Source organism: Paludibacter sp. 221 (genome assembly GCF_010501035.1).
In the GTDB taxonomy this organism is placed as follows: Bacteria; Bacteroidota; Bacteroidia; order Bacteroidales; family Paludibacteraceae; genus QVMH01.
The window spans coordinates 1-14,333 of record NZ_QVMH01000025.1 but is presented as its reverse complement, the minus strand read 5'-3'; the positions used below and the strand labels follow the sequence as shown (position 1 = coordinate 14,333).

Below are 14,333 nucleotides of genomic sequence, written 5' to 3'. Positions count from 1 at the left end.
AGGCGGCTATACCTTACCTTATCGGCATTACCGCCCGAAATTTCAAATACGCCGGTACTCTGTCTCTGAGCACCACACTTTTGGTTAACTACAACCCAATCCTTATTATATTGGGGAAACTAAAAACTCTTAATAAATCATTTCAGATAAAAAGACACTGCTTTTCCTGTCTGACTGTTTGGCGAAACCCAAACTTCAAATTCTCCCGGTTCGGCACGCTTTACCATGTCTTCGTTCCAGTATGCCAAGTCATCCTCTGTCAGCGAAAACTTCACTGTTTTCGATTCGCCTGCTTTCAGGTGTATTTTCTCGAAGCCTTTCAGTTCGCGTACAGGACGAGCCAGTTTTGCAACCTTATCGCGCATATAAAACTGTACTACTTCGGCAGCATCATATTTTCCCGTATTTTTAACTGTACATTCCACATTCAGCGTTTCTCCTCTCGAAATTGTATTTTTCGACAATTTCACATCCGAATAATCAAAGTTGGTATATGACAATCCGTATCCGAATGAGAATAGAGGAGTAGTACCCGCATCCAAATGGTAGCTTGTGAAACCAATGGAAGTTTGCAACGTTCCGACAGGAATATCGTCTATCAAATCGACGTTTGCTCCCGGTCGTCCTGTATTTTTATGTGCATAATAAACGGGAATTTGCCCTACCATTCGCGGGATAGTCACCGGAAGTTTTCCCGAAGGAATAGCTTTACCAAAAATAAGGTCGGCTAAAGCGGGCCCCGCCATTGTACCACCATGAAAAGCATATAAAACAGCATCAGCTTCTTTTACTTCTTTTTCGATGGTCAATGGACGACCTGCCATGATTACTAATACAACCGGTTTGCCGGTGGCTTTCAGCGCAGTTAGCATTTCCGATTGCGCTCCCGGCAAACTAATATCTGCGCGCGAGCGTGCTTCTCCGGAAAGAACTGACTCTTCGCCGGCAAAAAACAAAACAACATCTGATCTTTTTGCTGCATTCACAGCCCTTTCTATACCTTTTTTATCTTTATCGCGGCTATATACCAAACCTTTTTCGGCAATAACGTTTACTTTTTTTCCATACTCATTTCTTATCGCTGTAAGCGGAGTTACACTATGCTCAGGCTCTGCATCAAAACACCATGTTCCAACTTGGTCGGCCTGAGCGTCGGCCAATGGGCCTACTACCGCTACTGTTTTCACCTTGCTGCCTAATGGCAATACATTTCCGTCATTCTTTAAGAGAACTGCACTTTCTACCGCAGCTTGCTTTGCTTTTTGCAGAGAACTCTCGGTATAGAACGGCATTTCGTCCAACACTTCTACATACGGATTTTCAAACAAACCAAGGCGATGTTTCAATCGCAGGATATTACGTACCGCATCGTCAACGATTTTTTCCGAAACCGCTCCCGATTCCACCAATTCTTTCAAATAATTGATATAAGCAAATCCCATCATATCCATATCAACATAAGCGTTGGCAGCTAATTCCGCTGCTTCTTTCAAATCGGCACAAACTCCGTGAGGAATCATTTGTTCGATAGAGCCCCAGTCGCTTACCAATAATCCATCATATTTCCATTCGTCTCTGAGGATGGTTTTATTCAGGTAAGGATTACCCGACGAAGGAACCCCGTTTATATCGTTGAACGAACACATAAAGGTAGCTGCTCCGGCTTCGGCTGCTGCTATAAAAGGAGGCAAATAAAGTTCGCGCAACTGAAGTTCCGGAATCCATGTTGTGTTATAGTCTTTTCCTGATTCGCTCGCCCCATAACCCGCAAAGTGTTTGGCACATGCCGCCATAGAGTTTGGAGCCGACAGGTCTTCGCCCTGAAAGCCTTTAATCATAGCAGCTCCTAATACAGAAGTAAGATAAGGGTCTTCGCCCAAACTTTCGGCTATCCGTCCCCAACGAGGGTCGCGACTAACATCTATCATCGGTGCAAAAGTCCAGCGAATACCGGCAGCAGCAGCTTCTATAGCCGCTACGCGCGCGCCATCTTCTACTACACTTGGATTCCAACTTGCTGCCTGCCCCAGTGGAATGGGGAAAATGGTCTTAAAACCATGTATAACATCACGAGCAAAAATAAGGGGGATTCCTAAACGGCTCTCCTCTACTGCAAGACGTTGAAGCTCATTAATTACAGTTGGCTCTAACTCATTCAGTATAGACCCTACCCTGCCTTCGCGTACATTATATTGCATTTCGTCCGACAATCCCAAACCTGTCAGTTGATTCATCTGACCGATTTTTTCTTCCAATGTCATTTTCGACAACAAATCGTTTATACTTTTTTCTACCGGATTGTTCTGCGTGCTTTTGTTCTCGCCACACGACGTGAGAAACAAAAGAACTAATCCTACATAAATGATTGGTTTCAAATTCACAAATTTCATATCAGTTATAATTTTTAAAAAGTTGTACTGAAGAGTTGATTTTTTCGCCTTTCCGACTGATGCAAATATATATGTATCGCTTTTTAAGCTCAAATTTTCATCCACACAAAAACTCTACCCATATTCAAAATCAACTCAACAATTATACAACAAGAAAAACAATAAAAAACTGTCTTACAGCAACATACAATATATTATGTTTTATAACATATTTCAACACTCGCTTCAATGTAGAAAAATAGCTAAACTTGAATAGTTTTTCGGAAAAAAGTTAATTTTATTCATTTCAAATATTATATATGAAACGATTTTTATATTCACTATTATTCGTTATAGCCCTTTCAACGACTCAACTTATGGCTATATATCCGGCTGTGGAAAACTATAACCGGAATATATCTAAATCGGGAACTCAGAACTGGGATATCATCCAACATGCTAATAACTGGATGTATTTTGCAAATAATAATGGGCTGTTAGAGTTTGACGGAAACAAATGGAGCCTTTATCCTATAAGCAACTATACTAATGTACGGTCTCTGCATTATGATGAAAAAACCGACCGTATTTATGCAGGTGCGTATAACGAATTTGGTTTTTACGAAAGGAATAACAATGGTATCCTGCAATATCATTCGTTAACACAAGAAATAAAGGAAGAGGAACGGGAGTTCACTGAAATATGGAAAATACTTGAAATAGAAGATAACTTATACTTCCAAAGTGGAAAAGAGATTTTCCGTTACAAAAATCAGAGCATGAAACGATTTGATTTCAGCGAGAGAATTGATTGTTCAGGAACAGCGCATAATTTATTAATAGTGTCTACCGGCAAAGATGGTACATTTATAATGAATGGTGACCTCTTTATACCTCTGCCCGATTCGGATATATTAAAAAATAAAAAGGTATGTGCCATTTTACCTTTCGAGAAAAATAAAATACTATTTGTCACCGACTTTAATGGTCTATTTGTATTTGATGGCAAAAAGGTAAGCAAACTTAAAACAGACGTTGATGAATTTTTATACAACAATCAGGTTTTCAGTGCCGACATCAAAGGTACAAAACTTGCCATAGGCACCGTAAGAAACGGGTTATTAGTAAAAGATTTAGAAAATAACACAAATATATATTCCAATATACATTCCGGATTACAAAACAACACCGTTTTAAGTGTGAAATTCGACCATCAGGAGAACCTCTGGCTGGGTCTGGATAAAGGGATTGATTATGTTATAATCAACTCACCCGTGTACGATTTATTCGGTAACAATCTCCGCTTTGGAGCCGGATATACCTCTCTAATAAAAAACAATTTATTATACCTTGGAACAAATCAGGGTTTATATGTCACCCCCTACCCTATAAAAAGCTCCCCTGAGCCTCTTTCGATAAAACTCATTCAAAACATACAAGGACAGGTTTGGAGCTTGAAAGAAATTGACGATATACTCTTTTGCGGTACCGACCATGGAGTTTTTATTGTAAACGGAAATGAAGCTACGAAAATAGAGGGAATCCCCGGCACATGGAACTTTATTAAACTAAACTCCAAGCCCGGATATATATTGGGCTCCTCCTACGCCGGCTTCTTTCTATTAAAAAAAGAACAGGGCAAATGGAAGCTATCCAATTTCATTAAAGGCTTCAGCGATTCGGGCGGTATGTTCGAAGAAGATAAGTACGGCAACATATGGTTTTCGCATTGGATAAAAGGGATAGTAAAGCTCGATTTCAACGATGATTTCGACGAATTTTCGATAGAATCGTTCGACACTTCAAAAGGGTTTTACACCAACAGGAATAATATCTTTTTCAAAATCAAAGACGAAGTCATCTTCTCGAGCGACGGAGGCTTTTTCAGATACGATGTAACCGAAAACAGGCTGAAACATGCCGAAGATATTCAAAACCTTTTTGGCATTCATCCATATTCGAAACACCTGTTCGAAGACCCACAAAAAAACATCTGGTATATTTCCGAATCCGAGATAGAGGCAGCCCTTATACAACCGGATGGAAGTTATATAACAAAAAGCCAGAACTTTCCTCTTCTAAAAAACAAGCTGATTCCCGGATTTTTAGACCTTAATTTTGCGGAGAATGTTATTATTATAAATACAGAAGATGGTTTTTCATGGATAGACCTGCCCAAGATTGATGAAACTCAGGATTTTCCTTTCAAGGCATCAATACGGAGCATCTATCTTACTAAAGAAAGAGACGTGATAGTAGGAGCCTACCAAAGCGAACAAATCAATATTCCTGAATTTAAATACCAGCAAAATTCAATCCGGTTCGAGTTTGTAGCCCCCGAATATACAAGTGAAAATATAGTAAGCTATAGTTATTTTCTGGAAAATTACGATGTTGCCTGGTCTGCTTATTCCTCTATTAATACAAAAGAATATACAAAACTCCCAAAAGGAGACTATACATTCAGGGTAAAAGCCCAAAACTCTATAACCAACGAGGTAGTAGAAACAAGTTATAACTTCACAATACTACCTCCTTGGTACGAATCTACGCTTGCTTTAACCATATACATATTAATGTTCCTATGTTCGATTATACTGCTGATAGTGTTCATAAACAAGCGCTCGCAAAAAGGCGCACGCGAAATGAAAATTCAGAAAGAAAAAGAGATGCAGGAACAAGAAGAGCGATTCAGGGCTGATGCTCAGGAGAGGGAAAAAGAAATTATTGCCCTGAGAAACCAAAAACTACAATACGAGCTAAGACATAAATCACAGGAACTGGCAAGCTCTACAATGAACCTGATACGCAAAAACGAGATTCTGCTTGAGATAAACCATAGCATAGAAAAAATAGCCGGAGAGATTCAGACCAATCAGGAACCCACAAGTGTATTAAGAAGATTGTCGAAAATGCAGGACGATATTAAAAAAAATATCGAGCGGGACGATAACTGGAAGAAATTTGAAGCCAACTTCGATATGGTTTACGAAAAATATTTGAAAAGATTGGGCGAAAAATATCCGGTACTTACCGTAAGCGACAAAAAACTATGTGCCTACCTCAAAATGGGGTTAAGCTCTAAAGACATTGCACCGTTGCTGAATATGTCGTTCAGAAGCGTTGAGATGAGCCGCTACCGGTTAAGAAAAAAGATGAATCTGAACAGGGACGTAAACCTGACCGAATTTTTACAAAGTTTTTAACAAATACATTTTCAGAAAAAACGTATAATATAAATATATAACTCCTTAAAAAACGCTTATAAACACAAAAAGCCTTTTTTTGTTTAAATATAAAGTAAAAACATATTTATTTTTTATATTTGCTAAAATTTTACCGGGTTTTAGCAAATGTAACATTAAATAATACCATATCATGAAAAAAGCATCTCTCATTTTTATCATTCCACTGCTGATGATATCCATAAACGCATTTTCACAGTCGAATGACATTAGCCTGCTGCGTGAAAAATGGACTAAATTACTTATAGGCGACGGAAATCTGGATACAAACGACCCAACAGTACTTGCATACATCAACGATGTAAATGATAAGGCCATGGTAGTTTGGAATTCGATGGTAAAAAAACCTACAGGCACGGACACCAGAACGCATATCTTTTCCGATTTGCCTATGACCTCCAAAGACAGAACCGGAACCAGCCAGATAACCTTTACATACGACCGCCTCAAAACACTTGCCTTAGCATATAAATTGCCCAAAACCACTTTCACAGGACGAAGCGATGTTTTCAACGAAATTATCGCCGCGTTGGATATGATGGTTACCAAATACTATTCGGTAGAAAATGCTACTCCGGGCACAGGCACTTCGTCATCCGGTACGTATGGCAACTGGTACGACTGGCGCATCGGCACTCCGCTGCGATATAACGATCTCTTGTTTATGTTAGCGGATGAGCTGTCGGAACAGCAAATAACGAATTATATGGCACCCGTATTGGCAAACAACAAAGCCGTTGATACCACAGGAGCAAACCGTACGTGGATTGCAGGTATTGTAGCTCAGGCAGGAATATTGCTGGGAAGAGAAGATTTGCTTACTATGGCCAAGGATGGGTTGAAAGGTATTTTCAAATATGTAACTTCCGGCGACGGATATTACGTTGACGGTTCTTTCGTACAACACACAAGCTATGCCTACACAGGAGGTTATGGGAAAGCTTTATTGTGTACCATAAGCCCGTTGATGTATATACTGAAAGGGTCGGATTGGGAAATAAGCTATTCGGACAATGTAGAACAAATTTTTTACGACATGGTTTTCATGGCCTACGAGCCACTGATATACAACGGAAGATTTATGGACATGGTACGCGAAAGGGAAATATCGCGGCTCGCTAATCAAGACCACGTACCCGGTAGACAAGCCATTCGCGCAATGATTTTACTGCTCGACGTATTGAAGGGCGAGCAAAAAGAACGTGCCGAAAAAATGGTAAAAGAGTGGCTGAAAGACGAGGAAGTATTGGCACAAGTGTGTTCGGAACCTAACGATGGATTTCTCGAATATGCATTGTCGGTTGGCATGTTAACCAAATCTTTAGACATTGCCAAAAACAAAGCCATAACTCCAAGAGGCGACTTGATTCTCCACCACCGTTACTCTTCGATGGACCGCATTGTGCATTTAAGAGAAAATTATGCACTCGGTTTAGCAATGACCTCCACACGTATAAAAAATACAGAAGGAACTAATGATGAAGGACTGCGCTTATGGCATATTGGCGATGGTATGACTTACCTGTACAACGAAGACAAAGATTTGTTTGCAGACAACTTCTGGGCAACAGTAGATTACCAACGATTGCCGGGAACCACAGTGACCCGTAGCACCCGTGGCACTAAAGATGCCTACGGCACTAACAATCCTTATGCATGGGTAGGAGGCACTAATTTTGACGACTGTGGAGTCGCAGGTATGCAATTTAAAGGAATGGGGACAGGTACAGCCCGCGCACTTGATGCTAAAAAATCATGGTTTATGTTCGACGATGAGATTGTAGCTTTGGGAAGTAACATAAAGCTGGAAAGCGGGAGTGCCCCTGTCGAAACAATTATCGAAAATCGTAAAATTAAACCGGACCTGTCGAACACGCTTACCATGAATGGTAATGTAATGACCCTGAGCGGGGGTGGGAGCAGCACTGTTGTAGACAACAAGATATTAAAAACAACTACTATAGCAAGCTCCAACGCCAGTGTGGTAGCACAATATACATTTAGCACAACGGTTGGTGGTATCGTCACATTCGAATATGATATAAAACTGCCTACAGCGTCCAACTTTATGGCTGTACGCATATATGGCAAAGGAAGCGGAGACAGTACCGACAAGCTGCTAAACTTCTCTACAATGCGCGAAGGGATATTAGCCCAACGCACCAATGCCAGTGGAGATGCAAAAGACGCGTGCTCTACCAATGCCGGCGTCACTGCCAACCAGTGGCATCATGTAAAGATAGTTCTGGATATGGCCAACGGGAAATACAATTATTATTTTGATGGCAACCACATTACCGCATGTACAGCCCTTTCCGGAAACAGTAATACTGTAACAGCGGATTTAACGGACAGGGCATTTATCCAGAGCTTAAGCGGGAGTAATGGTAAACTTACGTACTTCGACATTGTGACACCCAAAGGTGGCGTGGGTACTATTATACTGGACAATATAAAAGTTACATCAGGAAATACCGTTGTTTACGAAGAAAACTTTGAAGATAAACAAGAAGGCAACGTTAGCAACCTGAGCGATTGGAGCGTAACACAAACCGATAACAATGCCGGAGCCGGTTCTATCGTTTATAAAGATAAAGAAACGATTCCGGGCGAACCGGTTCAGGACTCATTTACAGCATTGCACAACAATGTGGAGTGGATACACCTTGAAGGCTCAAAAGGAGCAAAAACCGATATAGGCTATTATTTTCCGGGAAAAGCAACTGTCCGCGGACTGCGCGAAACCAGAACGGGCTCGTGGCACTTGGTAAACACATATTTCAAATTCATTGACACTGAACCACGCACCAACAGCTTTGCTACCTTTTGGTTCGAACATGGCAATAGCCCGCAAAACGAAAGTTATGCGTATGTTCTCTTGCCGGGCAAATCTGCAAACGAAACAAAAGCCTATAATAAAAATCCTGATATTGAGATATTGCAGCAAGACGAATCAATTCATGCCGTACGCGAAAATAAACTACAAATCACAGGAATCAATTTCTGGACTGCCGGAAAATTTGAAAATTACACGGTCAACATTCCTGCATCGCTGATGATAAGAAACAATAATGATAACACTACAGACATTTCTATTTCAAATCCGGCACAAAGCTCCTCTACGCTTTACCTCGACTTGGCAAATACAAGCTATGAAGTGGTTTCTTTAGGAACAGGAGTAACTTCGCAATTCAATGCAGGCAATATCCGGTTTACAATTAATACAGCAAACGCACGGGGAAAATCTTTTTATATCAAGCTAAAACTAAAATCGAACGATTTGGAGCAGATAAATAAAGATACATCTATCAGAATATACCCCAATCCGGCAAAGCAAAATGAATTGATTTATGTAGAGATAGATGATATTTCGGAAAACGAATACATAAAGTTTTATAATCTGAAAGGCGAATTAGTTATGCAGGAACGTATTGAACAAAAAAGAACAAAACTCAATATAGCGATTGCTCAAGGTACTTACATAGCTCAATATAAAGATTACAAAACAAAGATAGTTGTAAAATAAACACTCCCCTAAAAGCACAATGAGGCTGTTCCAAAAAAACGCGGACAGCCTCATTTATCACAGTAAAAAATCCTATTCCGACAGCACGTCGATTAACTCCCTCGATTCTTTCAGCATCAATGCCGGAGTTTTTTCGAGAGTCAAAGTATTGAATTTATTGATTTCTTCATTCAGTTTTGCTAATTTTTCCAAGTTTTCATCAGAAGCATGTAAGCCTGACTTTACACCTCCCCAATCGGATAAAGTATCAGCCGTAGGGTCAGGCAATTCCTCAAAATCGGAATAAACAGGAGCTTTTTTCGAATTACAAGAAGACATACAAAAAAAGAAAAACAAGGAAATAATGAAAAAAACATTGCTGAATTTTAAATTAGATTTCATGGTAAAATAGGCTTTAGTTTCTACATCTATTAGCTTCATCATTTACACAACATAAGTAAATCGCAGATACAGAACATATTATTAATAGTTAAATTAATCTGCATGCTTATTTTAAACAATGTTATTTTTCGCCCGAAAACTATTCGAAGTACAACATAATACATACGATATTTGTTTTTATAACTATCTTTGTGACGTTTTTAAAGAAGGAAAAAACTATGGCTTTAATAAAATCAGTACGGGGATTCACCCCGCAAATAGGAACAAACTGTTATCTGGCTGAAAATGCAACCATAATAGGCGATGTGGTTATGGGCGAAGGCTGTAGCATTTGGTTCAACACCGTGTTGCGGGGCGATGTAAATTCCATCCGTATTGGCAACCACGTAAATGTACAAGACGGAGCAGTACTACATACTTTATATCAGAAATCGACTGTTGAAATAGGCAACTACGTTTCAATCGGACACAATGTAACAGTACACGGTGCTAAAATAAACGATTATGCCCTGATAGGCATGGGAGCAATACTGTTAGACTATGCCGAAGTGGGCGAAGGTGCTATCGTAGCAGCAGGAGCATTGGTGCTGAGCAACACCAAAATACCCCCATATACGCTTTGGGCTGGTGTGCCTGCAAAAATGGTAAAAGAAGTGCAACCGGAGCAAACCAACGAGATGAACCGTAAGATAGCGCACAACTACGCCATGTATGCAGGATGGTACAAAGATGACGAAAACAAAACAAATGAATAAAACAGCATATAATTTGAGGGAGAAACTACGATTCACCCTCAAATTTTAAAACTTCCCCTACCCTATACTTTCCATTCACGTTTTTCACAGTACAACACTCGGTGTAAGTATCGTGCTCGAAAAACAAAACCTGCTTTTCGCTTGCTGCCTCTTCAAGCAAACGTTCTTTCTCCTGCATCGAAGCGATAGGATAAGTATCGTAGGCCGAAATCCATGCAATAGGAATAGACGCGGCCATAGGTATTACGTCGCCCACATATACAATTACTCTTTCTCCCTCATATATGTAAGGTACAATTTGCCCTACGGTATGCCCATCAAAAAGCCTTAATTCTATTTCGGGCGTAAGCCATTCGTTCCGGCTCAGCAGTTTTAACCTGCCCGCCTCGTGCACAGGCAACATATTTTCAGGAAAATATGAATCTGCCTCACGTACATTCGGATTCAAAAAATTCGCCCATTGCCTCTCCCCTACCCAATAATCGGCATTAGGGAAAGTCAAAGCCGTTCGTTTACTTTCCTTATCCGCATAATAAGTACATCCTCCACAATGGTCGAAATGCAGGTGAGTAAGTACCACATCAGTTATATCAGAGCAGGAATAACCTATTTTGTCAAGTTCCGTTTCAAAATTTATAACATCCTTGAAATTATAATACTTCAGATACTCCAACTGCTTGTCGCCCGTTCCCGTATCAATAAGAATCCGCTTATCACCTGTATCTACCAGTAAGCAGCGCATTGCCAACGCACAAAAATTATCTTCGTCAGCAGGATAACGTTTCTGCCAAACCCTTTTCGGCACAACCCCAAATACAGCTCCCCCGTCGCAATGAAACACTCCCGCTTCTATTTTATATAGCTTCATACCTTAATTCTTCGATTTATAAATTTTTGAAAGATAAAATTATGATTTTAAAACGATATGACAAATATAAAAGCCTCTTTTAATTTCATTACAAAGGAACAACTTTCAGAAAACTATTTTGCTATCAAGTAAAAACAGATAAAATTAAAGAAAATCACCTGAATACATGACAAAAAAATATCGAATATTTTTCAACCTGTAATAGGCACTCTTCTGACCTTGTCCGATGAGCCGAAAAATAAGAGCAGACGGCGTTAAAAAATCTTCCCTGTTTGAGCGACGTGAGGAGCGAGTTTGGAAGATTTTAGCCGGCAAACGCTAATTTTTCGTGCGAAGCGGGCACAGTCTTGATTTTTTGTTCCTTTTGCATCAAGGCAAAAGGAAGTAGATGGTTTAAATATCAATAAAATACTGGTTGCTATTCAGTTTTTTGTCACGTACTAAAGAAAATCACTTATTTTGAATTAAAAAACATAATAAATACGTGATGTACTTGTTATAAATAAAATCTTATTAATTTTGCGAATACCAGTACATTTATTATAAAAAAAGCTACAAACTTCATATCATGCCTAAAATCCATTTTATAGCCATAGGAGGTGCTGCCATGCATAGCATGGCTATTGCGTTAAGTAAAAATCCGGGGTTGAAAATAACAGGTTCGGACGACGAAATATTTGAACCATCGCGAAGCAGGCTTGAACAGCATAATCTCTTACCTGCAGAAATGGGATGGTTCCCCGAACGGATACACGAAAAACTGGATGCCGTAATAGTGGGAATGCACGCTACCGAAGACAATCCGGAACTACAACGGGCAAAAGAACTTGGATTACGCATTTATTCTTTTCCCGAATATCTGTACGAAAACACACGCGGAAAAACACGTATAGTAATAGGCGGCAGCCACGGAAAAACTACGACTACGGCAATGATTCTTTTTGTGCTTAACAAATTGAAGATAAACGCAGACTACATGGTAGGAGCACAGATAGAAGGACTGGATAATACGGTAAAACTTTCGTACGATGCCAAAATAGCTATATTTGAAGGTGACGAATACCTGACCTCTCCGCTGGATAAACGCCCCAAATTTCATTTGTATAAGCCACACATAGCTGTGCTTACCGGAATAGCTTGGGACCATATCAATGTTTTCCCCACTTTCGATAATTATGTGGAACAATTCAGTAAATTCGTCAACCTGATTGAGCATCAAGGGCGTTTAATATACTATGCGGACGATAAAAACCTGCAAACAATAGCTGAAAATTCCCGTCGGGACATTATCACTTTTCCATACAACACGCCTAAGTACGAGGTACGCAATGGTATAACTTATTTACAAGTAAAAAACGGAGAAATCCCTCTAAAGATATTTGGCGAGCACAATCTGCAAAACATGGAGGCAGCAAGGCTGGTATGCCGCCAGTTAGGTATTTGGGACGATAAATTTTATCCTGCTATTGCCGAGTTTACAGGAGCGTCCAACCGGTTGCAAAAGATTTACGAAACAGAAAATTCAGTAGCTTATAAAGATTTCGCCCACTCTCCATCCAAATTGAAAGCTACGGTTGAAGCTGTAAAAAACCAATATCCGGATAAAAAACTGGTAGCATGTATGGAATTGCATACATTCAGCAGTTTGCGTGAAGACTTTTTGCCTCAATATAAAGATTGCATGGCCGAAGCAGATGTTGCATACGTGTATTTCAACCCTGAGGTTGTAAAGCACAAGCGGCTGAAAGAGATTACAGCGGAACAAGTGAAAGAAGCCTTCGGAGGCAACAATCTGACCGTTTTTACAAACTCTGAAATACTACAAAACAAACTGCGAGAAACAGACTTAAACAATACTGCTCTGCTATTTATGACCTCAGGAAATTTTTCGGGAATAAATTTAATTGATTTTGCAAAGGATTTATTGGAGTAAAGAAGTTATTCTTTACCCCATTTCCTTTCATTTCTTAATCACAGTGTTCAGATTCTATCCAGTACTGTCTGTATCAGTTTTTCAACTTGTGGCTTGTAATCTGTATTTGCAGCTTCTACGCGGCGTTGAGCAATAACACAGCAAACAGTCATAGCCTTATGCCCCATCAGTGCCGATAGTCCGGCAATAGCAGAGCCTTCCATCTCGTAATTAGTTATTTTATAGCCGTTGTGGCGGAATGATTCTATCTTATCATTCATTTGCATATCAGCTAAATCAATGCGAAGCACACGCCCTTGCGGGCCGTAGAATCCGTTTGAGGAAATAGTTACCCCACGAAGCATATCATCACTGCCAATTCGTTCGATAAGTTCTTTATTATTATTGATAACATACGGTGAAGCAAGTTTAGGATTCCAGTGCATGTGTGTTTTAAACGCTTCTTCAAATTCCAAATCGCATACCTCATCGCGTCCGGCATAGAAGCTGAGTACCCCATCGAAACCGATTGATTTTTCAGAAACCAGAAAACTCCCTAATGGAATTTCGGGCTGCATACCTCCACAGGTACCTATGCGGACTATGTTTAGCCGGCGAAAATCTTTTTTCTCAGTACGGCTTTGCAGGTCGATATTAGCCAACGCGTCAAGCTCATTCATTACAATGTCAATATTGTCGGTACCTATACCTGTCGATATTACACTTATCCGTTTCCCCTTATAAGTTCCTGTTATTGTATTGAACTCGCGGTTAGAAACCTTGCTTTCGTGCGTGTCGAAAAACGATGCTACCAAAGCTACTCGTCCCGGATCGCCCACTAAAATTATATTGTCAGCCAATTGTTCGGGCGTCAGATGAAGATGAAAAATACTTCCATCATTATTAATTATCAACTGTGAGGCAGGAAAATGTTTCATATTGTGTGATGTGTGTGTTAAAGATTCAGTTTTTCAATATAGCAAATGTAGTATTTTTTTAGCAATTAGCTGTTAAGTATTAATTGTAGGTTTTCGATCATATGCTATAACTCTTGACTGAGGTTATCTATCTCTTCCTGTTAAAAATTTGTGTTAAAGGTCATAAGAATTTACTTTTATGCTTGTATTTCTTAAAAGAAAAGAATGTATCTCTCTGATAAAAAGACATTAAACTTCATCCCTCCTGCAAATGTTAAAAAGTTTGCAGGTAATTCTATTCTGTTAGAGAGAGACTACCAGTTTAACGTGTGACCCTTTCCGAGTTTTAGCAGTTACTTT

8 protein-coding genes are annotated in these 14,333 nt (G+C 39.7%); 4 read left to right on the top strand and 4 right to left on the bottom strand.

From position 1 onward, the window contains the following. Window positions 1–137: 137 nt before the first annotated feature. Complete coding sequence (gene bglX, locus D0T49_RS06955; protein WP_163629878.1) at window positions 138–2,390, bottom strand: beta-glucosidase BglX; 2,253 nt, start codon at window positions 2,388–2,390, stop codon at window positions 138–140. A 299-nt stretch (window positions 2,391–2,689) separates the two neighbouring features. Between bglX and D0T49_RS06950 the strand changes: the two genes are divergently transcribed. Next, complete coding sequence (locus D0T49_RS06950; protein WP_163629877.1) at window positions 2,690–5,575, top strand: triple tyrosine motif-containing protein; 2,886 nt, start codon at window positions 2,690–2,692, stop codon at window positions 5,573–5,575. A gap of 172 nt (window positions 5,576–5,747) precedes the next feature. Then, on the top strand, window positions 5,748–9,140 hold the full coding sequence (locus D0T49_RS06945) for a polysaccharide lyase family 8 super-sandwich domain-containing protein (RefSeq protein ID WP_163629876.1): 3,393 nt from the start codon (window positions 5,748–5,750) through the stop codon (window positions 9,138–9,140). A gap of 72 nt (window positions 9,141–9,212) precedes the next feature. Here D0T49_RS06945 and D0T49_RS06940 read toward each other — a convergent pair whose 3' ends face one another. Beyond that, window positions 9,213–9,563 (bottom strand): hypothetical protein, encoded by a 351-nt coding sequence (locus D0T49_RS06940; protein WP_163629875.1) that lies wholly within the window; start codon window positions 9,561–9,563, stop codon window positions 9,213–9,215. Window positions 9,564–9,739: 176 nt separating this feature from the next. On the opposite strand from D0T49_RS06940, the gene D0T49_RS06935 reads away from it, so the two are divergent. Continuing rightward, the gene (locus D0T49_RS06935) at window positions 9,740–10,276 is read left to right on the top strand and encodes a gamma carbonic anhydrase family protein (protein WP_163629874.1); all 537 of its coding nucleotides are present in this window, start codon (window positions 9,740–9,742) and stop codon (window positions 10,274–10,276) included. A 25-nt stretch (window positions 10,277–10,301) separates the two neighbouring features. Here D0T49_RS06935 and D0T49_RS06930 read toward each other — a convergent pair whose 3' ends face one another. Next, window positions 10,302–11,144: an MBL fold metallo-hydrolase gene (locus D0T49_RS06930; protein WP_163629873.1), complete on the bottom strand. Its 843-nt coding sequence runs from the start codon at window positions 11,142–11,144 to the stop codon at window positions 10,302–10,304. Between the two features lie 568 nt (window positions 11,145–11,712). Between D0T49_RS06930 and murC the strand changes: the two genes are divergently transcribed. After that, entirely contained in the window at window positions 11,713–13,077 is a 1,365-nt protein-coding gene (murC, locus tag D0T49_RS06925; protein ID WP_163629872.1) for a UDP-N-acetylmuramate--L-alanine ligase, read from the top strand. A 47-nt stretch (window positions 13,078–13,124) separates the two neighbouring features. Here the strand turns inward: murC and D0T49_RS06920 are convergent, their stop codons facing one another. Continuing rightward, window positions 13,125–13,994 (bottom strand): nucleoside phosphorylase, encoded by an 870-nt coding sequence (locus D0T49_RS06920; protein ID WP_163629871.1) that lies wholly within the window; start codon window positions 13,992–13,994, stop codon window positions 13,125–13,127. Window positions 13,995–14,333 lie beyond the last annotated feature (339 nt).